The organism is Comamonas sp. SCN 65-56, from assembly GCF_001724135.1.
In the GTDB taxonomy this organism is placed as follows: Bacteria; Pseudomonadota; Gammaproteobacteria; order Burkholderiales; family Burkholderiaceae_C; genus Comamonas_C.
Genome location: NZ_MEDS01000003.1, coordinates 64,684 through 86,502, shown reverse-complemented (window position 1 = coordinate 86,502; position 21,819 = coordinate 64,684). Strand labels below are relative to the sequence as shown.

The 21,819-nt window shown below is 65.0% G+C and carries 29 protein-coding genes; 28 read left to right on the top strand and 1 reads right to left on the bottom strand.

The genetic code is table 11. The features are described 5' to 3' along the window. The first annotated feature begins 6 nt into the window (after positions 1-6). The 21 genes from mlaD (at position 7) to hisA (ending at position 16,595) form a co-directional block, all read left to right on the top strand. Entirely contained in the window at positions 7-495 is a 489-nt protein-coding gene (gene mlaD / locus ABS45_RS02430) for an outer membrane lipid asymmetry maintenance protein MlaD (protein ID WP_291552582.1), read from the top strand. Next, entirely contained in the window at positions 492-1,226 is a 735-nt protein-coding gene (locus ABS45_RS02425) for a VacJ family lipoprotein (RefSeq protein ID WP_291552580.1), read from the top strand. The genes mlaD and ABS45_RS02425 overlap by 4 nt, the downstream gene beginning before the upstream one ends. 20 nt (positions 1,227-1,246) lie before the next feature. Further along, positions 1,247-1,870: a phospholipid-binding protein MlaC gene (locus tag ABS45_RS02420; protein WP_291552621.1), complete on the top strand. Its 624-nt coding sequence runs from the start codon at positions 1,247-1,249 to the stop codon at positions 1,868-1,870. A gap of 13 nt (positions 1,871-1,883) precedes the next feature. Continuing rightward, entirely contained in the window at positions 1,884-2,156 is a 273-nt protein-coding gene (locus tag ABS45_RS02415; protein ID WP_291552579.1) for an STAS domain-containing protein, read from the top strand. Next, the gene (locus ABS45_RS02410; protein ID WP_291552577.1) at positions 2,153-3,472 is read left to right on the top strand and encodes a sensor domain-containing diguanylate cyclase; all 1,320 of its coding nucleotides are present in this window, start codon (positions 2,153-2,155) and stop codon (positions 3,470-3,472) included. Before ABS45_RS02415 ends, ABS45_RS02410 begins: the two co-directional genes overlap by 4 nt. 51 nt (positions 3,473-3,523) lie before the next feature. Then, positions 3,524-4,453 (top strand): ABC transporter ATP-binding protein, encoded by a 930-nt coding sequence (locus tag ABS45_RS02405; protein ID WP_291552575.1) that lies wholly within the window; start codon positions 3,524-3,526, stop codon positions 4,451-4,453. Then, complete coding sequence (locus tag ABS45_RS02400) at positions 4,450-5,205, top strand: ABC transporter permease (protein ID WP_291552574.1); 756 nt, start codon at positions 4,450-4,452, stop codon at positions 5,203-5,205. The genes ABS45_RS02405 and ABS45_RS02400 overlap by 4 nt, the downstream gene beginning before the upstream one ends. 10 nt (positions 5,206-5,215) lie before the next feature. After that, positions 5,216-5,464, top strand: a complete 249-nt coding sequence (locus ABS45_RS02395; protein WP_291552573.1) for a BolA/IbaG family iron-sulfur metabolism protein — start codon at positions 5,216-5,218, stop codon at positions 5,462-5,464. A 210-nt stretch (positions 5,465-5,674) separates the two neighbouring features. Then, positions 5,675-6,949 carry a UDP-N-acetylglucosamine 1-carboxyvinyltransferase gene (murA, locus tag ABS45_RS02390; protein ID WP_291552572.1) on the top strand — a complete coding sequence of 425 codons (1,275 nt, stop codon included), beginning with the start codon at positions 5,675-5,677 and terminating at the stop codon, positions 6,947-6,949. Next, positions 6,946-7,596, top strand: a complete 651-nt coding sequence (gene hisG / locus ABS45_RS02385; protein ID WP_291552570.1) for an ATP phosphoribosyltransferase — start codon at positions 6,946-6,948, stop codon at positions 7,594-7,596. Before murA ends, hisG begins: the two co-directional genes overlap by 4 nt. A 55-nt stretch (positions 7,597-7,651) precedes the next feature. Further along, positions 7,652-7,891 (top strand): DNA-binding protein, encoded by a 240-nt coding sequence (locus tag ABS45_RS02380; RefSeq protein WP_291552568.1) that lies wholly within the window; start codon positions 7,652-7,654, stop codon positions 7,889-7,891. Continuing rightward, complete coding sequence (locus ABS45_RS02375) at positions 7,878-8,303, top strand: type II toxin-antitoxin system VapC family toxin (protein ID WP_291552566.1); 426 nt, start codon at positions 7,878-7,880, stop codon at positions 8,301-8,303. The genes ABS45_RS02380 and ABS45_RS02375 overlap by 14 nt, the downstream gene beginning before the upstream one ends. Positions 8,304-8,341: 38 nt before the next feature. Continuing rightward, positions 8,342-9,664, top strand: coding sequence for a histidinol dehydrogenase (gene hisD, locus ABS45_RS02370; protein WP_291552564.1), 1,323 nt, complete (start codon positions 8,342-8,344; stop codon positions 9,662-9,664). Between the two features lie 181 nt (positions 9,665-9,845). Further along, the gene (locus ABS45_RS02365; protein ID WP_291552562.1) at positions 9,846-10,268 is read left to right on the top strand and encodes a cupin domain-containing protein; all 423 of its coding nucleotides are present in this window, start codon (positions 9,846-9,848) and stop codon (positions 10,266-10,268) included. A 171-nt stretch (positions 10,269-10,439) separates the two neighbouring features. Continuing rightward, positions 10,440-11,564, top strand: coding sequence for an autotransporter outer membrane beta-barrel domain-containing protein (locus ABS45_RS02360; protein ID WP_291552560.1), 1,125 nt, complete (start codon positions 10,440-10,442; stop codon positions 11,562-11,564). A gap of 81 nt (positions 11,565-11,645) precedes the next feature. Further along, entirely contained in the window at positions 11,646-12,587 is a 942-nt protein-coding gene (locus ABS45_RS02355) for an AraC family transcriptional regulator (RefSeq protein ID WP_291552558.1), read from the top strand. Positions 12,588-12,783: 196 nt separating this feature from the next. Further along, positions 12,784-13,098, top strand: coding sequence for a YIP1 family protein (locus tag ABS45_RS02350; RefSeq protein WP_024537816.1), 315 nt, complete (start codon positions 12,784-12,786; stop codon positions 13,096-13,098). Between the two features lie 215 nt (positions 13,099-13,313). Next, the gene (hisC, locus tag ABS45_RS02345) at positions 13,314-14,417 is read left to right on the top strand and encodes a histidinol-phosphate transaminase (protein ID WP_024537815.1); all 1,104 of its coding nucleotides are present in this window, start codon (positions 13,314-13,316) and stop codon (positions 14,415-14,417) included. Next, entirely contained in the window at positions 14,414-15,037 is a 624-nt protein-coding gene (gene hisB / locus ABS45_RS02340; protein ID WP_291552554.1) for an imidazoleglycerol-phosphate dehydratase HisB, read from the top strand. The genes hisC and hisB overlap by 4 nt, the downstream gene beginning before the upstream one ends. Before the next feature lie 48 nt (positions 15,038-15,085). Next, entirely contained in the window at positions 15,086-15,754 is a 669-nt protein-coding gene (hisH, locus tag ABS45_RS02335; RefSeq protein WP_291552552.1) for an imidazole glycerol phosphate synthase subunit HisH, read from the top strand. Positions 15,755-15,851: 97 nt separating this feature from the next. After that, on the top strand, positions 15,852-16,595 hold the full coding sequence (gene hisA, locus ABS45_RS02330) for a 1-(5-phosphoribosyl)-5-[(5-phosphoribosylamino)methylideneamino]imidazole-4-carboxamide isomerase (protein WP_291552550.1): 744 nt from the start codon (positions 15,852-15,854) through the stop codon (positions 16,593-16,595). Between the two features lie 17 nt (positions 16,596-16,612). Here hisA and ABS45_RS02325 read toward each other — a convergent pair whose 3' ends face one another. Next, the gene (locus ABS45_RS02325; protein WP_291552548.1) at positions 16,613-17,962 is read right to left on the bottom strand and encodes an HD domain-containing phosphohydrolase; all 1,350 of its coding nucleotides are present in this window, start codon (positions 17,960-17,962) and stop codon (positions 16,613-16,615) included. 135 nt (positions 17,963-18,097) lie between these two features. On the opposite strand from ABS45_RS02325, the gene hisF reads away from it, so the two are divergent. The 7 genes from hisF (at position 18,098) to tatA (ending at position 21,814) form a co-directional block, all read left to right on the top strand. Next, a complete protein-coding gene (hisF, locus tag ABS45_RS02320) occupies positions 18,098-18,877 on the top strand; it encodes an imidazole glycerol phosphate synthase subunit HisF (RefSeq protein ID WP_291552546.1) in 780 nt (259 codons plus the stop codon). A 61-nt stretch (positions 18,878-18,938) separates the two neighbouring features. Continuing rightward, positions 18,939-19,343 carry a phosphoribosyl-AMP cyclohydrolase gene (hisI, locus tag ABS45_RS02315; protein WP_291552544.1) on the top strand — a complete coding sequence of 135 codons (405 nt, stop codon included), beginning with the start codon at positions 18,939-18,941 and terminating at the stop codon, positions 19,341-19,343. Positions 19,344-19,348: 5 nt separating this feature from the next. Continuing rightward, a complete protein-coding gene (locus ABS45_RS02310) occupies positions 19,349-19,720 on the top strand; it encodes a phosphoribosyl-ATP diphosphatase (protein ID WP_291552542.1) in 372 nt (123 codons plus the stop codon). Position 19,721: 1 nt separating this feature from the next. Beyond that, a complete protein-coding gene (locus ABS45_RS02305; protein ID WP_291552540.1) occupies positions 19,722-20,108 on the top strand; it encodes a hypothetical protein in 387 nt (128 codons plus the stop codon). Next, entirely contained in the window at positions 20,101-21,126 is a 1,026-nt protein-coding gene (locus ABS45_RS02300; RefSeq protein ID WP_291552539.1) for a patatin-like phospholipase family protein, read from the top strand. The genes ABS45_RS02305 and ABS45_RS02300 overlap by 8 nt, the downstream gene beginning before the upstream one ends. Positions 21,127-21,148: 22 nt before the next feature. Beyond that, entirely contained in the window at positions 21,149-21,508 is a 360-nt protein-coding gene (locus ABS45_RS02295; protein ID WP_291552536.1) for a histidine triad nucleotide-binding protein, read from the top strand. Positions 21,509-21,568: 60 nt separating this feature from the next. Further along, positions 21,569-21,814 carry a Sec-independent protein translocase subunit TatA gene (gene tatA, locus ABS45_RS02290; protein WP_291552533.1) on the top strand — a complete coding sequence of 82 codons (246 nt, stop codon included), beginning with the start codon at positions 21,569-21,571 and terminating at the stop codon, positions 21,812-21,814. The last annotated feature ends 5 nt before the right edge of the window (positions 21,815-21,819 follow it).

Sequence of the window (21,819 nt, the reverse complement as noted above, 5' to 3'; positions counted from 1 at the left end):
GGTGGCATGGAACGTTCAAAAAACGATGTCTGGGTGGGTCTATTCGTGGTTCTGGGGCTGGCGGCGCTGGTGTTTCTGGCGCTGCAGTCGGCCAATCTGCTCAATCTGCATTGGCAATCGGGCTACGAGATCAGCGCCAAGTTCGACAATATTGGCGGTCTCAAGCCCAAGGCGGCGGTACGCAGCGCCGGCGTAGTCGTCGGGCGCGTGCGCGCCATCACCTTCGATGACAGCACCTTTCAGGCCAAGGTGGCGCTGGAGATGGACAAGCGCTACCTGTTTCCCAAGGACAGTTCGCTGAAAATTCTCACCAGCGGCCTGCTGGGAGACCAATACATCGGCATCGAGGCCGGCGCGGACGAGAAAAATCTTGCCGATGGCGATCAGGTGACCTCGACGCAATCGGCCGTGGTGCTGGAAAATCTGATCGGCCAATTTTTATATGGCAAGGCGCAGGAAGGGGGCAGCCCGACACCGGCTGCCGGAAAAAAATGAAAAACAAGCTTAGCTGGCACGACGGTCTGTATGGCGGGCGCTGGCTCGCTGCAGCTGCGCTGTGCCTGGCCGCGGCGGGCTGTGCGACCGGGCCTGGCGCCCATCCGCAGGACCCGCTGGAGCCCTACAACCGGGCGATGACGCAGTTCAACGACGGTGTGGACAAGGTGGTAATGACGCCCGTGGCCACGGTGTACAAGGAGGTTCTGCCTTGGCCTGTGCGCGCAGGCATAGGCAATTTTTTCGCCAATCTGGGCGATCTCTGGTCGTTTGTGAACAACGTGCTGCAGGCTCGCGGGCAAGCGGCCGCCGACAGCCTGGCGCGCTTTGGCATCAACAGCTTCATCGGCATCGGCGGCTTGTTCGATGTGGCGAGCGAAGCGAATATCCCGCGCCACAAGCAGGATTTCGGGCTGACGCTGGGACATTGGGGCGTGCCGACCGGGCCCTACCTGGTGCTGCCGCTGCTCGGGCCTTCCACGCTGCGCGATACGGTGGCGCTGCCGGCCGACACCTGGGGTGACCTGGCCTGGCACGCGCGCCCGATTGCCACGCGCAACAGTCTGTACGGCCTGGGTTTTTTGGACAGGCGCGCCAGCCTGCTGGGGGTGACCGGGGTGCGCGATGCGGCGGCGCTGGACCCCTACACCTTCACGCGTGACGTGTACCTTGGCGTGCGCGGCAATGCGGCGGACAGTGACGATGACGGCAAGCTGCCGGAGGATGAGTGATGACCGTGATGGATTGGAAAATGGATCGCCGGGCGCTGCTGCGCGCCGTGGGGGCGCTGGGCGCCGGTGCCGGCCTGGCCCGCGCTTGGGCGGCGGGAGAGGCGCCTGATGTCTTGATCGGGCGCCTGTCCAACGAGGTGCTGGATGCGGTGCGCAAGGATCCGCAGATCAAGGCCGGGGATGTGCACAAGATCGTCGCCCTGGTGGACAAGATCATCCTGCCGCACCTTGATTTCAAGCGCATGACGGCAGCAAGCGTCGGCCCCGGCTGGCGCAAGGCCACGCCCCAGCAGCAGCAACGCCTGCAGGACGAGTTCAAGCAGCTGCTGGTGCGCACGTACGCCGGCGCGCTGGCCGAGGTGTCCGATCTGACCATCGTCGTCAAGCCCTTGCGTGCCGCACCCGCGGATACCGATGTGCTGGTGCGCACCGAGGTGCGCGGGCGGGGCGACCCGATTCAGCTCGATTACCGCCTGGCGCAGAAGCCCGGCGAGACCTGGAAGATCTACAACATCAACGTCATGGGTGTCTGGCTGGTGGAAACCTACCGCAGCCAGTTTGCCGCCGAGATCAATGCCAAAGGGGTCGATGGCCTGATCGAGGCCCTGGTGGCGCGCAACAAGGCCAACGCCGCGGGCAATTGAGAAACGGCTGACCGTGCTTGTCTTGCCCGCCACGCTGACACACCCCCAGGCCAGCGCCTGCCTGCAACTGCTGCTGCAGGGGCTGGAGGCCGAGCTTGGCTCGGAGGTCGTGGTGGACTGCGCGGCGCTGGCGACGTTTGACAGCTCTGCGCTGGCGGTGCTGCTGGAATGCCGCCGTGCCGTGCTCTACGACGGCAAGGCGTTGACCACCCGGGCCATGCCGCAGGCGCTGCAGAGCCTGGCGCAGCTGTACGGCGTACAGGCCTTGCTGGTGGTGCCGCAATGAAGCCCCCGAAAATCGCATGGCCCGAGGGCGTCGTCAGTGGCGCGCCAGTTCATCCTGCCACCGCGGCGTTTGTGGCAAACCCGTTTCGCGAAATTCTCGATGAGATGGGCGCCTTCGTGTATGCCACTGACTTGAATGGCAGTTACGTTTATGCCAATCCCATGGTGCTGCAGTTGCTGGGGCGCAGCCTGCCGGAGGTGCTGGGCAAGACGTTTGACGATTTCATCAAGCTTGAACACGACGAAGACCGTGCAGCGATAGACCGGCGGGTGCTGGTGCATGGTGAGGTGGTGGCGCGAGAGGAGTCCAACGTGATTCCGCACACTGGCGAGGTACGCACCTACTGGAGCGTCAAGCGGCCCTTGCGCGATGCGGGCGGCGCGATTGCGGGCATGGTGGGCGTGTCCTATGACATCACCGACAAAAAGCGCCTGGAAACGGCGGTGGCCGAGCAGAAGGCCTTGCTGGCAGCGGTGCTCGACAACGTCGATGCGTTGGTCTACATGAAAGGCGAAGACCGGCGCTTTCGCTATGCCAACCAGCGCGCCGCCGATGCCTTTGGCCTGCCGGCCGACCAGGTGGTCGGCAAGCTCGACTCGCAGTTGATGCCGCAGGAGGCGGCGCAGCGGTTTTGGCGCAAGGATCAGGAAATTCTGGCCAGCGGCCAGCGCTCGGTCAGCGAGGAAGCCATGCAGGGCAGGGATGGCCGTATGCGCCACTACTGGAGCGTGGTCGTTCCCTGGCAGCAGGCCGACGGCAGCCGCGCGGTGATTGGCCTGAGTACCGACATCACCGAGTTGCATGATCTGAAAGAAGAGCTGCAGCGCCAGGCGCGCACCGATGGCCTGACGGGTCTTGTGAACCGGCGCCACTTCCAGATCTGCGCGCAGGCTGAATTCGAGCGCAGCCGCCGCTATGGTCGGGCCTTGAGCCTGATTGCGATCGATGTGGATCATTTCAAGAACATCAATGACCGCCATGGTCATCCGGTGGGTGACCGGGTGCTCAAGACGCTGGCGCTGTGCATGCAGGAAGGCTTGCGCGGCAACGATGTCTTCGCGCGCACCGGCGGCGAGGAGTTCTGCATCCTCCTGCCCGAAACCGAACTGCCCGCCGCCGCCGAGCTGGCCGAGCGCCTGCGCGCGCACCTGGAGCTGTGTGTGGCACTGGATGACCTGGCGATCAAGGTGACCGCATGCTTTGGCGTCACCGCCTCGGCTGGCCAGGACACTGGTTTCGACCAGATCTTCGCCCGCGCCGACCGGGCGCTCTACGCGGCCAAGAGGCAAGGGCGCAACCGGGTTGTCGTGTCCTGATCTGAGTGCTGGAGCGCAACAGGGGCGTACCGACTAGAATGCGCGGTTCCCATGGCCGCAGTCTCCTTTCAATCCGTCTCCAAAACCTTTGCCACGCCGCACGGTCCGTTTCAGGCACTGTCCGGTGTGAATTTCGAGATTGCGGAGGGTGAGTTTTTCGGGCTTCTGGGGCCCAATGGCGCGGGCAAGACGACGCTGATCAGCATCCTCGCGGGCCTGGCGCGTGCCACGCATGGAAGCGTCACGGTGATGGGGCACGACGTGCGGGGCGACTACGCCGCCGCGCGCAAGCTGCTGGGCGTGGTGCCGCAGGAACTGGTGTATGACCCGTTTTTCAGCGTGCGCGAGACGCTGCGCCTGCAATCGGGCTATTTTGGCGTGAAGAACAACGATGCCTGGGTGGACGAGCTGCTCGAACACCTGGGCCTTGCCGACAAGGCGGATGCCAACATGCGCCAGCTCTCTGGCGGCATGAAGCGGCGCGTGCTGGTGGCTCAGGCCCTGGTGCACAAGCCGCCGGTGATCGTGCTCGACGAGCCGACGGCGGGCGTGGACGTGGAGCTGCGCCAGACGCTGTGGCAGTTCGTCGCGCAGCTGAACAAGCAGGGCCATGCGGTGCTGCTCACCACGCACTACCTGGAAGAGGCCGAGGCGCTGTGCACGCGCCTGGCGATGCTCAAGCACGGGCATGTGGTGGCACTGGCCAAGACTTCCGAGCTGCTGGCACAGGCGTCCACCCAGGTGTTGCGCTTCAAGACGGACGATGCCCTGCCGCCTGAACTGGCAGCGCTGGCGCGCGTGACGGGACGTGTGGCGCAGTTGCCGGCGCGCGACGCGCAGGAGATCGAACATCACCTGGCGATGCTGCGCGCTGCAGCAGTGCATGTGGAGGATGTGGAAATCCGCAAGGCTGACCTGGAGGACGTCTTCATCCACGTGATGGAAACCGCACGCGACGATGCCACCGAGGTGAAAGCATGAACGGCTGGCAGACGCTGTTCTACAAAGAGCTGCTGCGCTTCTGGAAGGTGGCTTTCCAGACGGTGGTCGCGCCCATCGTCACCTCGATGCTCTACCTGCTCATCTTCGGCCATGTGCTCGAAGGTCGCCTGCAGGTCTATGGTCACCTGAGCTACACCGCCTTTCTGGTGCCGGGCCTGGTGATGATGAGCATGCTGCAGAACTCGTTCGCCAACAGCTCGTCCAGCTTGGTGCAGAGCAAGATCATGGGCAACCTGGTGTTCGTCCAGCTCACGCCGCTGTCGCACTGGGCCTGGTTCACCGCGTATGTGGGCTCATCGGTGGTGCGCGGACTGGTGGTGGGGCTGGGGGTGTTCATCGTTACCCTGCTCTATGCCAATCCGGGCTTCGTGGCGCCGCTATGGAGCTTGGTGTTCGCTTTGCTGGGCGCGGGGCTGCTGGCGTCGCTGGGGGTGATCGCCGGGCTGTGGGCGGACAAGTTCGACCACATGGCGACGTTCCAGAACTTCATCATCGTGCCAATGACCTTTCTTTCGGGCGTGTTCTATTCGATCGACACGCTGCCGCCGTTCTGGCAGGCGGTGAGCCAGCTCAATCCGTTCTTCTACATGGTCGATGGCTTTCGCTATGGCTTCTTCGGGGTGAGCGATATCTCCCCCTGGGCCAGTCTGGCCGTGGTGGGGTTGGCGTGGCTGCTCATCAGCGGGCTTACGCTGCATTTGCTGCGCATTGGCTACAAGATTCGCAATTGAGGATTTTTTCATGACCGCTGACGACATCAAGCAATGCATTGCCGACCATCTTGCCTGCGAGCATCTGGTGGTCGATGGCGATGGCCACCACTGGTATGCGCTCATCGTCTCGCCGGTGTTCGAGGGCAAGCGATCGATCCAGCGCCATCAACTGGTCTATGGCACCGTGCGCGAGCACATGGACAGCGAAGCGCTGCATGCGCTTTCGATGAAGACCTTCACGCCCGCTGAATGGGCGCAGGCGCAACAGCAGGCGTGAGACATGGTGCTCTCCGGGTCTGCGTTCTTGCTCCTTCCCCCGCTGGGGGAGGCGGGGATGGGGGCCTTGGAAGTCGCCGGAGCACTGCGTCAGATCAGGCGTCGTCGGCCCCCACCCCAGCTCTCCCCCAAAGGGGGAGGGAGAATAACTGCTTTGATAGCTGCTCACGCTTGATAGACAAGCGTTTGAGCCTGATTTGACTCATATTCGATGGACAAACTCCTGATCCGTGGCGGGCGCCGCCTTGAGGGCCGCGTGACGATCTCCGGCGCCAAGAACGCGGCGCTGCCGCAGATGTGCGCCGCGCTGCTGACGAGCGAGCCGGTGCACCTGGTGAATGTGCCGCGGCTGCACGACGTGCGCACCATGCGCCAGTTGCTCGACCACATGGGCGTGGTGAGCGAAACCCACGGCGAGCGTGGCGGTATGAGCTTTGTTGCCCCGGACACATTGCAGCCCGTGGCGCCGTACGAGCTCGTGAAGACCATGCGGGCCTCGGTGCTCGCGCTCGGCCCCCTGCTGGCACGCTTCGGTCATGCCCGCGTGTCGCTGCCGGGCGGCTGCGCCATAGGCGCGCGCCCCGTGGATCAGCACATCAAGGGCTTGACGGCGATGGGTGCGCTGATCGTGCTCGAGCATGGCGACATCGTTGCGCACCTGCCCGAGGGGCAAAAGCGGCTGCAGGGCGCGCGCATCACCACCGACATGATCACCGTGACCGGCACCGAGAACCTGATGATGGCCGCCTGCCTGGCCGAGGGCGAGACGGTGCTGGAAAACGCCGCGCAGGAGCCCGAAGTGAGCGACCTGGCCGAGATGCTGATCGCGATGGGTGCGCGCATCGAGGGCCACGGCGGCAGCAGCATCCGCATCCAGGGTGTCGACCGGCTGCACGGCTGCACCCACCAGGTGGTGGCCGATCGCATCGAGGCCGGCACCTTTGCCTGCGCGGTGGCGGCCACCGGCGGCGATGCGCTGCTCGAGCATGCGCGCATCGACCACATGGAGGCGCTGGTAGACAAGCTGCGCAGCGCTGGCGTCACGGTCAGCGGCGAGGCGGCGGGCATGCGGGTGCAAAGCCCGGGCGGCGCACAGCTTGTGGCGCAGGGTTTTCGCACCATGGAGTACCCGGGCTTTCCCACCGACATGCAGGCGCAGTTCATGGCGCTCAACCTGGTGGCGCAGGGCACGACGACGGTGACCGAGACCATTTTCGAGAACCGCTACATGCATGTGAACGAGCTCATGCGCCTGGGCGCCGAGATCATGGTCGATGGCCGTGTGGCCACGGTCGCAGGCGGCGCGCGGCTGACCGGCGCGGCGGTGATGGCCACCGATCTGCGCGCGTCGGCCAGCCTGGTGATCGCCGGCCTCGTGGCCGAGGGCGAGACGCTGGTCGATCGCATCTACCACCTGGACCGCGGCTACGACGCGATGGAAGACAAGCTGCGCGCCCTGGGCGCAGACATCGAAAGAATCCAATGACGCCATCGATCACGCTGGCCCTCTCCAAGGGCCGCATCTTCGACGAAACGCTGCCGCTGCTGGCCGCCGCGGGGATAGCCGTTCTGGAAGATCCGGAAAAAACGCGCAAACTGATCCTGCCGACCAATCAGGACGATGTGCGCGTGGTGCTGGTGCGCGCCACCGACGTGCCGACCTATGTGGAGTACGGCGGCGCTGACATCGGCGTGACCGGCAAGGACACTCTGATCGAACACGGCGGACAAGGCCTGTTTCGCCCGCTCGATCTGCGCATTGCCCAGTGCCACGTCAGCGTGGCGGTGCGCGCGGATTTTGATTACCAGCAGGCGGTGCACCAGGGCGCGCGGCTGCGCGTGGCCACCAAATACCCGCATATCGCGCGCGAATTCTTCGCCGGCAAGGGCGTGCATGTGGACCTGATCAAGCTCTACGGCAGCATGGAGCTGGCGCCGCTCACCGGCCTGGCTGACGCCATCGTCGATCTGGTCTCCACCGGCAATACGCTCAAGGCCAACCAGTTGGTGGAAGTCGAGCGCATCATGGACATCAGCAGCCATCTGGTGGTCAACCAGGCCGCGTTCAAGCTCAAGCAGGCGCGGCTCAAGCGCATCATCGAGGCGTTTGCGGGGGCGGTGAGTGAAGATTGAATGCCATCCCGGGCTTTGCTATCATTGATAGCAATTATCTTGGGAGGCCACCGCCATGTCCACTGCCAGTCTGCTCGTTCGCGGCGTTGACGACGTGATCGTCCAAGCGCTCAAGGAGCGCGCTGCTCGCCACGGCCGCAGTGCCGAGGCCGAGCACCGCGCCCTGCTGGCACAGGCATTGTTGCGGCCGCCGCGTCGCCCGCTGGCGGAGGTACTGGCCGCCATGCCCAACGTGGGCCGGGACGAGGACTTTGCCCGGGTGCCACCGCGCGAGGCAGCGCGTGTATTTGATTGATACCAACGTCATCAGCGAATCTCGACGGGGCAGCGCGGCCCATGTTGGAGTCCGGGCGTTTTTTCATCGCTGCGCGCAGCAGGGTACGCCGCTGTACCTGCCGGTGATCACCGTAGGCGAGTTGCGCCGTGGCGTGGAGTTGATACGTTACCGTGGTGACACTGCCCAGGCAGACCGGCTGGCCAACTGGTTGGCGCTGGTGTTGCAACAGTATGGCGACAGCATCCTCGCTCTGGAGCAGGATGCCGCCGAGGTCTGGGGGCGGTTGTCCGTGCCGCATCCGGAAAACCCTTTGGACAAGCAGATTGCCGCCATCGCACTGATCCATGGCCTGACGGTGGTGACGCGAAATACCGCAGATTTCGAACGTACCGGCGTGCCTTTGCTCAACCCCTTTGTCGCCTCCGTCTGAAGAGGATGCATGCCACGGATCAGGAGGATTCAATTTCTATGACAACAATAGCTGCTCCCGCCCGCCTGTCAACGGTTGCACCCACATTCGAGCAAGAATTTGCCGCCCGCCTGCACTGGTCGGCCGAGCAAGACGCCGCCATCGAGCAGCGTGTGGCTGACATCCTGACCGACGTTGCCACGCGCGGCGATGCCGCCGTGCTCGAGTACACCGCGCGCTTTGACCACTTGCAGGCCGCCAGCGTCGCCGCGCTGGAGCTGACTCAGGCCGAACTCAAGGCCGCGCACGACGGATTGAGCGCCGCCCAGCGCGAAGCCCTCGCCGCCGCCGCCCGGCGCGTGCGCAGCTACCACGAGGCGCAGAAAAAAGCCTGTGGCGAAAGCTGGAGCTACCACGACGAAGATGGCACGCTGCTCGGCCAGAAGGTCACGCCGCTGGACCGCGTTGGCATCTACGTGCCAGGTGGCAAGGCGGCCTACCCGAGCAGCGTGCTGATGAACGCCATTCCCGCGCAGGTCGCGGGGGTGCCCGAGATCGTCATGATGGTGCCCACGCCGGGGGGCGAGAAGAACCCGCTGGTGCTGGCCGCGGCTTATCTTGCGGGTGTCACGCGCGGCTTCACCATCGGCGGCGCGCAGGCGGTGGCGGCGCTCGCCTACGGCACGGCCACTATTCCGAAGGTGGACAAGATCACCGGCCCCGGCAATGCCTACGTCGCCAGCGCCAAGAAGCGGGTGTTCGGCCAGGTCGGCATCGACATGATCGCCGGGCCGAGTGAAATCCTGGTGCTGGCCGATGGCACGACGCCGCCCGACTGGGTGGCGATGGATCTGTTCAGCCAGGCCGAGCATGATGAACTGGCGCAGTCCATCCTGCTGTGCCCCGATGCCGATTACATAGCGCAGGTGGCGCAGGCGATGCACCGGCTGCTGCCAGAGATGCCACGCGCGGAAATCATCGCCGCCTCGCTCTCGGGGCGCGGCGCGCTGATCCACACGCGCAGCATGCAGGAAGCCTGCGAAATCTCCAACCGCATCGCCCCAGAGCACCTGGAAATCTCCAGCCGCGAACCGCACCGCTGGGAGCCGCTGCTACGCCACGCCGGTGCAATCTTCATGGGCGCTTACACCACCGAATCGCTGGGCGACTACTGCGCCGGCCCCAACCACGTGCTGCCCACCAGCGGCACGGCGCGCTTTTCCAGTCCGCTCGGGGTGTACGACTTCCAGAAGCGCACCAGCCTGATCGAGGTGAGCGAACAGGGCGCGCAGGTGCTCGGCCGCATCGCCAGCGTGCTGGCGCATGGCGAAGGCCTGCAGGCGCATGCGCGGGCGGCGGAGATGCGGCTGAAGAGTTCATAGCCTCTCCGTTGTGGGTGCGGGCGTTCGTAGGCACGGACGCTTTTCCGATAGCCGCGTCGGAAAACTGAAAGCGGCGCAGAGTCCTGTTTCCTAAACTGGCCGTGGTCAATAGCTGCCCAGGCTTGTTGATCAGGCTCGCTATCGAGCGGGCACTACACCAGATCAGACCAGGAGACGGGAAATGAATGAATACAAGGGCGGAGCGACGGTGCACTGCGATGGATTGCCCTGGCTGCCGCTGGCGCCGCGGGTTTTCGTCAAGGTGATCAAGCTGGTCCCTGAAACCGGCGCCTTCAGCGTCATGATTCGTGCCGAGCCCGGGGGTGTCCTGCCGCGGCACAAGCACCTGGAGAGCGCCGAAATCTACATCCTCAAGGGTACGGGCGTGCACCGGCAGACCGGACCTTTCCAGGCTGGTGACTACGTCTCCGAACCCAAGGGGGCGATCCATGATGCCCTGCCGTTTGACCAAGAGACGGAATTGCTGATGGTGTGCCAGGGCGCGTCTGCCTTCCTCGGGCCCAACGACGAGCCGATGTACCACATGGATATCCCCATGCTGCAGCGCCTGTCGGGCGCCGCACCGGGCGAGCCCGCCCATTGATGCGGCGCGGGATGACGCCCCGCGGCCGATGCCGCAAGCCCGATCGGCAAGCTCTATCGCCAGCCAGCGCGCAGGCGTGGTCTGGGCAGCGCGCATGTGTTGGCGCGTGCGGCGCTGCCATCGCGGCGTACAGAACAACGGAGACGGGAGATCGCGATGAAAACAAGGATGATGAGAATACCGTGTGCGCTCGCCTTCGCGGGCCTGCTGGCAGGTGCCGCGGCGGCCGGGACCGAGCAGCCGGCCGGCGGTTTCAGCCCCACGCCCGGCATGGTCAGCATGATGACGCTGGGACAGGCCGGGTTGATGAATTCCCTGTTTTCCAATGAAATCTATGGCAACACGCAGACCAAGATCGGCGCTTCCAGGGCCACCGCCGGCTACGTCAACGACGCGTTGATCGGCCAAGGCGTGCCGCCGCCCGCCTGGCCCGCGTTCCGGGATCGCGCCCGTGTCTTCGTGCTGCCGATTTCCATGATGAAGGAACTGCCAGCAGCCACCGGCGCCCATTTCTTGCGCATCAATGTGGAGCCCACCCGGGTTGTCGGCAGCAACAACCTGCCGGTTGAACCCGTGGGCAACAGCCCCAAGGTCGAGTTGCAGTATTTCCATGCGCCGATTCCCAGCCGACTGCTCGGCATCGGGCTGAGCTTTGAGCACGACGGCTACGATCTGCGCTACCCCCAGGACCCGGTCAACACCCTGGGCCGATCGCGGCGCAACGCCTGGGGCCTGCAACTGCGCTACGCCGAGGTTTACACCCCGCATTGGGGCCTGGCCGCGCGCCTGGACTATCAACGGGGCAAGGCCAGCTACACGGTGTCCAACCTGTTCATGCGGCAACGGCAGGACTACGATGAAAACCGGTTTTATGCGCAGGTGGAATGGATCGGGACGTTCAGCACGCAAGATATTGGTCTGCTGCCGCCGGGCTGGTTGCTGCGCCCCATCGTCGGTGCGAACTACCAGCGCAGCTTTTTCAATACGGCCAGCGCCTCGGTGCTGCACGGCAAGCACGAGGACTACGGCGCGGCCTGGGTGCGCGCCCGGGTTGAAAAACAGCAGGCAGCTGGCCCGCAGTGGCAATTTCTGCCGAGTCTTTCGCTTGGGCTTGAAGCGGAATACGCCAACGATGTGGACCTGCGCTTGAGGGATCGGCGCTACGTCCTGGCGTCGTTGGGCCTGGCGGTGGTGGGCGGCCCCTATCGCTTTGACCTTGAATACAATCTGCGCCACGGCGTGGACAGCAGGCGCAAGGCGCAAATCATTTCCGCTGTGCTTTCGTACCAGTTCTGAATCGGGGCCGGCTCACGATCGGCCTGAATCGGCAGCGCATTTTTTTTGCTGCATGCCGCTGACTGGGGAGGATGGACGACGATGGATGCAGTCACCCGCCCCGCGGGTCAGCCGGGCTTCACTGCTTATCTGAATGACCGGACCTTGCCCATTCGCCGGGCCGACGTGCGAGCGCTTGAGTCCACCCCTCTCACCATGGCGCTGGTCGAGCACGCGCCGGCGGACGGCATCGAATACAGGCCCGTTCAGGAACTGATCATCAGCATCGTGCTGCGCGCTCGGCATGCGCCGGTACTGCGCGACATTGGCTGCGGATCTCAACGCTTCAACGCAATGCCTGGCCAGGTGCTGCTGACGCCGCCGAGCTGCGGCTCCTATTGGCGCTTTGAGGGCAACCCGTTGGTTCTGCACCTGGGCGTTGCACTGCATCCGCTGGCACGATTGCTCGGCGCTGACGCGGATCTGATTGAAAGCCGCATCAAGCAACTCGCCCGGCGGCAGCTGAATGAGCCGCTGGTCGGGCAGATCGCCAGGCGCCTGTGGGACTCCGGAAGCGGTGCGGGCGAAGGCGGCAGCTATGCGCCCAACTACCTGGGGGCGATCCTCGCACTGCTGCTCGAAGCCAGCCCCGCTGCCGATGACGCCGGACGCAAGGAAGTGCCAGCCCTGCCTGCCTGGCGTCTGCGCAAGACCATGGAGGCGATCGATGGCGCGGGGCACGCCCCGTCGGTGGCCCAACTGGCGCGCTCGGTCGCCTTGTCACCCGACCACTTCAGCCGCTCTTTCAAGGCCAGCACGGGTCGCCCGCCATACCAGGTGCTCAGCGAGATGCGCATCGAGCGCGCCAAGGCGCTGCTGCGCGAAAGCAGGCTGTCGATCACTGAACTGGCGCTGGATCTCGGCTTCTCTTCCCCGGCCCATTTCTCCAGCCGTTTTCGGCAGTTGACAGGGTTGACGCCTTCCGCTTGGCGGGCTGCGTCCGTCGTCCCACTCGATGGGCGCAGCGGACAACCAGATCCTTGACGTCGCGCGCCAGCGTACTGGCCGATCGCGCAGGGCGAAGCGGCACATGAGCGTGTGGTGCGTTTCGGGATGCACGCCAATGGCCGTGGCTGCGGGCGGCACCGAGGCTTTCGCACCCGCCGGGAAATAGTTACATTGACGGCATGGGTTTTTGCGGGCCCGGGTTCGGGCACCATGCCCGTCAAGGAGCGTTGCCATGGCCATCGTCGATCGCGTCAAGAGTCTGTTGCTCAGTCCCCAGCCCACCTGGGCGGCCATCGCGGCCGAGCCTGCCACCGCGGCCGGGCTGTATCCCGGCTACCTGGCGTGGCTCGCCGCCATTCCCGCCCTCTGCGGCTTCATCGGCATGACGCTGATCGGCATGGGCGGCCTCGGCGCCACGGTGCGCATGCCCTTCCTGGTGGGGCTGGCCAACATGGTGGTTTCGTATGTGCTGAGCCTGGCGGGCATCTATGTGCTGTCGCTCATCGTCAATGCGCTGGCGCCACGCTTTGGCGGAACGAGTGCTTGAAGCGTTTGTCTCTGGCGCCGCTGAATTCGGGTAAATTTGCCCGCAGGCGCTCGATGAGCGCCGTTGCCGTGCAATGCGTGCCCTGCTTTCAGGCGTGACAGGCGCACGGTCCGCCTGACGGCCCGTTATCCGGACGTACCTGCCGCGCCTGCCGTGTTGCGAGGCGGTGCAGGTGCCCCCTTCCTTTTTTTCAATCCAACGAATGCCTTTATCCCATGACCACTGAAGAGGTTTCTGTCCATCCCCTGGCCCGGCTGCGCCATGACGTGCAAGGCATGCATGCCTATGCGGTGCAGGATTCGCGCGGCATGGTCAAGCTGGACGCGATGGAAAACCCCTATCGCCTCCCGGCCGCCTTGCAGGCCGAGTTGGGAAAGCGGCTGGGGCAGGTGGCGGTCAACCGCTATCCGGGTGAGGGTGCCGAACAGCTCAGGACGGCCTTGCAGGGCCAGGCGCAGCCGCCGGCGGGCTGGTCGCTGATGCTGGGCAACGGCTCGGACGAGCTGATCAGCCTGCTGGCGCTGGCCTGCGACGTGCCGGGCGCCTCCATCCTCGCGCCGCTGCCCGGCTTCGTGATGTACGCCATGAGCGCGCAGCTGCAGGGCCTGGCCTTTCACGGCGTGCCGCTCACGGCCGATTTCGAGCTGGATGAAGCGGCCATGCTGGCGGCCATCGCGCGGCACCGCCCGGCCATCGTTTACCTGGCCTATCCCAACAACCCCACCGGCACGCTGTGGGACGAGGGCGCCATCGCCCGCATCATCGCCGCGCAGGGCGCGGCCGGCGGCCTGGTGGTGATGGACGAGGCCTACCAGCCGTTTGCCGCGCGCAGCTGGATGGAAAACGTGCGCTCGGCGCCCGAGATGCACCGCCATGTGCTCATCCTGCGCACGCTCAGCAAGTTCGGTCTGGCGGGTGTGCGGATTGGCTATCTGCTGGGTGAGGCTGGTTTGATCGCCGAGCTCGACAAGGTGCGTCCGCCCTACAACGTGGGTGTGCTCAACAGCGAATGCGCGCTGTTTGCCTTGGAGCATGAAGATGTTTTTGCCGCTCAGGCGCAGGAAATACGGGCGCAGCGTGCTCGCATTCTGGAACAACTGGGGCAAATGCCCGGGGTGCGACCCTTCCCGAGCGAGGCCAACATGGTCCTGGTGCGCGTACCCGATGCGGCGCGCGCCTTCGCCGGTTTGCGCGAGCGCAAGGTGCTGGTGAAGAACGTTTCTACAATGCACCCATTGCTCGCCAACTGCCTGCGGCTGACCGTGGGCAGCGCTGACGAAAATACCGCCCTCTTGCAAGCGCTGCGCGCCTCGCTATGACTTCTTCTGCTCTCGTTGCCTCCAGCCGAACCGACCGCATTGCCGAGGTTAGCCGCCAGACCGCCGAAACGCGCATCCGCGTCGCCATCAACCTGGACGGAACCGGTCAGACGCGGCTCAACAGCGGCATCGGCTTCTTTGACCACATGCTCGACCAGATCGCGCGCCACGGCCTCATCGACCTGGAAGTGCAGTGCGATGGTGATTTGCACATCGACGGCCACCACAGCGTCGAAGACGTGGGCATCACGCTGGGCCAGGCGGTGGCGCGCGCCATCGGCGACAAGAAAGGCATCCGGCGCTACGGCCATGCCTATGTGCCGCTGGACGAAGCGCTCTCGCGCGTGGTGATGGATTTTTCCGGCCGGCCCGGGTTGCACCTGAACGTGGGCTTCACGGCCGCGATGATTGGCGGCTTCGATACCCAGTTGGTGCATGAGTTTTTCCAGGGCTTCGTGAACCACGCAGGCGTCACGCTGCACATCGACAACCTCAAGGGCGTGAATGCCCACCACCAGTGCGAGACGATTTTCAAGGCCTTCGCACGCGCCTTGCGCGCCGCGGCAGAGCCCGATCCGCGTGCCGCCGGAGTGATTCCGTCGACCAAGGGTGCGTTGTAATTTGAATCAAATTGGCCTGTAACGCTTGCTGGATAAGCGCTGACAGCTATGCAAAACAAAGTAAAAACCGTGGCCGTGGTGGACTATGGCATGGGCAATCTGCGCTCGGTGTCACAGGCCGTGCGGGCTGCGGCCGAGGGCGAGGGCTGGCACGTGATCGTCACGGGCGACGCCCAAGCCGTGCGCGCCGCCGATCGCGTGGTGCTGCCGGGCCAGGGCGCCATGCCCGATTGCATGCGCGAGCTTGAGGCCTCCGGCGTGCGCGCCGCGGTGCTGGCGGCGACGCGGCACAAGCCGCTGTTTGGTGTCTGCATAGGCATGCAGATGCTGCTGTCGCACAGCGCCGAAGGCGATGTCGATGGCTTGGGCCTGATCCCCGGCGATGTGCTGCGCTTTGACCTGGCCGGGCGCCGGCAGGACGACGGCAGCCGCTACAAGGTGCCGCACATGGGCTGGAACCGCGTGCGCCAGCTGCCGCATGCAGGCAGGCTGCACCCGCTCTGGCAGGGCGTGCCTGATGAGAGCTGGTTCTACTTCGTGCACAGCTACTACGCGTGCCCGGCGGATGCGCTGCACTGCGCGGGCGAGACCGGCTATGGCCAGCCCTTTGCAGCGGCGATTGCACGTGATAACCTTTTTGCCACCCAGTTTCACCCTGAAAAAAGTGCGGCCCAAGGGCTGCAGCTCTATCGCAACTTCCTGCACTGGAAACCTTAGGAGGTTTGGCGTTGAGCGTGAATGCCGCGCCTCTTTCGCGCTCAACGCCGAACGCTCAATCTCTTCCCGCGCTCAACGCTCAACGCTGACCTCTCCCATGTTGCTCATCCCTGCCATCGATCTCAAAGACGGACACTGCGTGCGCCTCAAGCAAGGCGACATGAACCAGGCCACCACTTTCGGCGACGACCCGGCCGAGATGGCGCGCAAGTGGCTCGATGCCGGTGCCAGGCGGCTGCACCTGGTGGACCTGAACGGTGCCTTTGCCGGCCAGCCCAAAAATCGCGCAGCGATCAAGGCGATTCTCAAGGCGGTCGGCAGCGAGATTCCGGTGCAGCTGGGTGGTGGCATCCGCGACCTGGACACCATCGAGCTCTATCTCGACGCGGGGCTGGAGTACGTGATCATCGGCACCGCCGCGGTGAAGAACCCGGGCTTTCTGCAGGACGCCTGCAGCGCCTTTGGTGGCCATGTCATCGTCGGGCTGGACGCCAAGGACGGCAAGGTGGCGACCGACGGCTGGAGCAAGCTGACCGGCCATGAGGTGGTGGACCTGGCGCGCAAGTTCGAGGACTGGGGCGTCGAGTCGATCATCTATACCGACATCGGCCGCGACGGCATGCTCACCGGCATCAATATCGAGGCCACTGTCAAGCTGGCGCAGGCGCTCAGCATTCCGGTGATCGCCTCGGGCGGGCTGTCCGGCATGCGCGATATCGAGCAGCTGTGCGCCGTCGAAGGCGAGGGCATCGAAGGCGTGATCTGCGGGCGTGCGATCTATTCCGGCGACCTCGACTTTGCTGCGGGCCAGGTGCGCGCCGACGAACTCGCGGCGCGGTAGTCAGCCCTTCGCCTGCCTCAGGGCTCGCCGGCTGGCAGGCTGTGCAGCAGCGCGTCGCACCAGGCGCGCGCCGCGCCGGCGTGTGGCTCGTCGCCTGCGTTCAGCGCGGGCCAGCGCGTCAGTGCGGTGTTGGCGATCGATTGCAGTTGCCACAGCGCCTCGCGCAGCAGAAACAGCAGCTCCTTGACGCCGGCAGGATCGGCCTGCAGCAGCGGCAGGAGCTCGGCCTGGTGGTCGGGGTGGGCGCCGGTATCGAACAAGCTGGTCTGCAGGGTCGCCAGGCGTTGCGCGATCCAGCTGGCGGGGCTGTCCTCGGGCACCGGCGAGCCGCCGGCGGGCAGACCTGCCTGCAGCGCGCCCCAGTGATGCAGTGCCTGCGCCAGGCTGTGGCTTGCGCCGCGAATTTCCGCCAGATCGCCCGCCGTGCCCGGCTGAATGGCGCTCGATTGCAGCAGCGGCAGCAGCAGCGCGGCGAGGGAGACGGGAAATTTCTGGCGGTCCATGCGCAGCGCCAGCGACAGGCGCACCGATGCGCCATCGTTGGCGTATTTCTCGAAAAAGGCAGATACCACCTCGGCCAGCAGCAGCATCTGGCCCATTTCGGAAATCTGTTCGCCGCGGATGCCGCGCGGGTAGCCGCTGCCATCCATGCGCTCGTGGTGCTCGAGGATGGCAACCGCCACCGATTGGGGATAGACCTCCCAGCCGTGCACCAGCCGTGCGGCAAGGCTGGGGTGGGTGGCCAGTTGCTGGCGTTCGCCGGCCGGCATCGGGCGGGCGGCGTCGCGCCAGGCCGGGTCCAGGTGCAGGATGCCGATGTCGTGCAGGAGGCCGGCGGTCGCCAGCCGGGTGCATTCGCTTTTGTTCCAGCCGCGGCGCATGCCCTGGTAGGTGGCGACGAGCGCGACCCGCAGGCCATGCGCGAGCTGTTCCGGGGCCAGCTCGCGCATCACGGTCAGCATGAAGGCCAGCGCGGCAGGCAGGCTGATGGCGTTGAGCGGTGCGGCCAGCGCTGCGGCGCTGATGCCACTGGCCTCGTCCTGCACCAACAGCTCGATGGCGGCGTCCTGCAAGCACATCTGGTGGGCCTGCGTCGCGAGCGAGGCCTGGCTCACCATGCCCTCCAGCGTCAGCAGGTTTTCCAGCGGCGCGCGCAGCTCGTGCTGCATCAGGCGCTCGAACAAGGCCGTAGTCATTCGGGTGCCGGCGCCCACCAGCTTGGCGTCCCTGGTGGTGTAGACCGCTTCGCGCGTGGTCACGACGCAGCGATCGCAGAGCGCCAGCACGGTGCGCTGGTAATGCGAAGGCAGCCAGGGGACAGAAATCGCTGGAGCGAGGGGGCTGTCGCTTGCGTCAGGTGAAGCCATCGAATGTCAGTGGGTTGTTGCACGCTCTTGGGCACGCAGGGCGCGCCGGCAGGGAATATACCCAGTGGCAGGGCGGTTTGCGCGCAGGAAACGCCATGCGTGGTATCTTGCGCACCCCTTTGTGTGCCAATTCTCATGCTTGCCAAACGCATCATTCCCTGCCTGGACGTGACCGGTGGTCGCGTGGTCAAGGGCGTCAATTTCGTTGAACTGCGCGATGCCGGGGATCCGGTGGAGATCGCCGCGCGCTACAACGAGCAGGGCGCCGACGAGCTCACCTTCCTGGATATCACCGCCACCAGCGACGGGCGCGACCTGATCCTGCCCATCATCGAGGCCGTCGCCAGCCAGGTCTTCATCCCGCTGACCGTGGGCGGCGGCGTGCGCACGGTGGCCGATGTGCGCCGGCTGCTCAATGCCGGGGCCGACAAGACCAGCTTCAATTCCGCCGCGATTGCCGATCCGGATGTGATCAGCGCAGCGTCGGCAAAATACGGCTCGCAGTGCATCGTCGTCGCCATCGATGCCAAGCAGCGCCGGGGCGATGAGGTGGCTGCGCGTGGCGCGGGCTGGGATGTCTACAGCCACGGCGGGCGCAAGAACACCGGCCTCGATGCCGTGCAGTGGGCGGTGGAGATGACGCGGCGCGGCGCAGGCGAGATTCTGCTCACCAGCATGGACCGCGATGGCACCAAATCGGGCTTTGATCTGCAGCTCACGCGCGCGGTGAGCGACGCAGTCGATGTGCCGGTGATCGCATCCGGCGGTGTAGGCAGTCTCGATCACCTGGCCGACGGCGTGAGCGTGGGCGGGGCCGATGCGGTGCTGGCGGCCAGCATCTTTCACTACGGTGAATTCACGGTGCGCCAGGCCAAGGAGCACCTGCGTGCCCGGGGCATAGAGGTGAGAATTTGAACAAAATAGAGCCTTGACGCATGCTGAAAAAGCGTTGAGAGCTCCTGTATTTGTAGTGAATATGTCTGATTCGAATACCGATTGGCTGGCCCGGGTGCGCTGGGACGCGCAAGGCCTGGTGCCCGCGATTGCCCAGGAGGTGGGCACGGGCGATGTGCTGATGCTGGCCTGGATGAACCGCGAGGCGCTGGCGCAAACCGCCGCCACGGGCCAGGCGGTGTACTTCAGCCGCTCGCGCGGCAGGCTGTGGCACAAAGGCGAGGAATCTGGCCATGTGCAGCAGGTGCACGAAATCCGGCTCGATTGCGATCAGGATGTGGTGCTGCTCAAGGTCACGCAAATGGGGCATGAGCCCGGCATCGCCTGCCATACCGGGCGGCACAGCTGCTTTTTCAGCGTGCTCGAAGGTGGCGAGTGGAAAGCCGTCGATCCGGTCTTGAAAGACCCGTCCAGCATCTACAAATAAGACCCATGACAAGCAACGACGCACTTGAACGCCTTGCGGCCGTGATCGAGAGCCGCAAGCCGGCCAACGGCGGCGACCCCGACAAAAGTTATGTGGCGCGCCTGCTCGCCAAGGGTCCGGATGGCTTTCTGAAGAAAGTGGGCGAGGAAGCGACCGAGGTGGTGATGGCCGCCAAGGATGTGGCGCAGGGCGCGGACCGCAGCAAGCTGGTCTATGAAATGGCCGACCTGTGGTTTCACTGCATGGTGACGCTGGCGTATTTCGAACTTGCGCCCGCGGATATCGTCCAAGAGCTGGAGCGGCGTGAGGGCGTGAGTGGGCTCGAGGAAAAGGCGCTGCGCAAGCAGGCGCAGCGCGCGCAGGAGGAAGGGAGCTGACATGAGCGACGACATCATCGACGTGGGGCCGGACCCGCGTGCCGACGGCCTCAAGACCTGGGGTTGGGTGAGCTATGTGCTGCACGTGATCGTGGCGATTGGCGCGGTGGTTCCGGGTGCGCAGCCGAGTTTGGCGCTGCTGCTGCTGGCGCTGGTGATCGACCTGGTGAAGAAGGGTGACGCCGAGGGCACCTGGCAGGCCAGCCATTTCTCCTGGCGCATCCGCAGCGTGATGTGGGCCGGCTTCTGGTACCTGGTGACGAGCCCGCTGTGGTTCTTCTTTGTGCTGCCAGGCATGTTGGCCTGGGCTGTGGTGTCGATCTGGTTCCTGTATCGCATCGTGCGCGGCATGGTGGCGATGAACGATGCCAAGGCGGTCAATGCCTGAGCGCAAGCCAAGGCGACCACTGAATCTCGCGCTGCAGGGCGGCGGCTCGCACGGGGCGTTTACCTGGGGCGTGCTGGATGCGCTGCTCGAGGACGGACAATTTGATCTGGACGGCATCAGCGGCACCAGCGCCGGTGCGATGAACGCCGTGGCGCTCGCCCACGGCTTTGCGCTGGCCGCAAGCCAGAACAAGGAGCGCGAGGAAATCCATGCGAGCGGCTGTGCGCTGGCGCGCGAGACGCTGCGCAAGCTCTGGGAAGGCGTCGGCGCGCTGGGGGCGCTCATGTGGGGCGCGCCACTGCAGGGCAATCCGCTGACGAGCCTGATGACGCAGTGGTTTTCCCCTTATCAGACGAACCCGCTGGGCATCAACCCCTTGCGCGGGCTGCTGCGCGACACGGTGGATTTCGAGCTGCTGGCGCGTGAAGCTGTGCATGTGCCCAAGGTCTTTGTCTGCGCCACCAATGTGCGCACCGGGCGGGGCGAAATCTTTGCCGGCAAGCGCTTGTGCATGGAATCCGTGATGGCGTCGGCTTGTTTGCCGATGATGTTTCAGGCGGTGCAGATCGCGGGCGAGTACTACTGGGACGGCGGTTATTCCGGCAATCCGGCGCTGCACCCGCTCATTTACCGCACGCAGTCCAGCGATGTGCTGCTGGTGCAAATCAATCCGGTGCAGCACAAGGCCGTGCCCGACAACGCCAGCGACATCATGGACCGGATGAACGAAGTCACGTTCAACGCCAGTCTGCTGGCCGAGCTGCGCGCCATCGAATTCGTGCGCCGGCTGCTGCAGGAGGGCAAGCTCGATCCCAAGCGCTACAAGGACATGCGCGTGCACCGCATTGATGGCGGTGCGGCGCTTGCGCCCTTTGGCGCGGCCAGCAAGATGCGTGCGGACCTCGTCTTCCTGCGCCAGCTCTTCGGTCTGGGGCGCGAAGAGGGCCAGCGCTGGCTGCACGCCCACGGCCACGATGTGAGTGTGCGCTGCAGCGTGAAATCGGCGGACGACGCCTGACGGCAATTTCTGGAGACATGCGATGAACCACGATCCCGATTGCATTTTCTGCAAGATCATCGAAGGCAAGATACCTTCGCAAAAGGTGTACGAAGACGAGTTGGTGTATGCCTTCAAGGACATTCATCCATGGGCGCCGGTGCACTTTCTCATCGTGCCAAAGGAGCACATCCCATCGATGGAGCAGGCCGGGCCGCAGCATGAAAAACTCCTGGCGCACATGCTGCTGCTGGCGCCCAGACTGGCGAAAGAACAGGGCTGCAATCCGTATCCGGCAGGCGGCTACCGGTTGCAGATCAATACCGGCACCGAGGGCGGGCAGGAGGTCTACCACCTGCACCTGCACGTCGTGGGTGGCTCGCGCCCCTGGTTCAAGGCCTGAAGTGGCGCCGCGCGCACCGGGCTTGACCTAGAATCATCGTCTCACCTCAGGAGTTTTGCAATGGGTTCGTTTTCCATCTGGCACTGGCTGATCGTGCTGCTCATCGTCGTCATGGTCTTCGGCACCAAGAAACTCAAGAACATCGGGTCCGATCTGGGCGGTGCGGTCAAGGGTTTCAAGGACGGCATGAAGGAAGGCGGCACCAGCAGCGATGACGGCGCCGCCGCTGCGCCTGCCGGTCAGGTCACGAATGCGGCCGCCGCCGAGAAGACCACGATAGACGTCGAGGCCAGACAAAAGAGCTGAGCCGC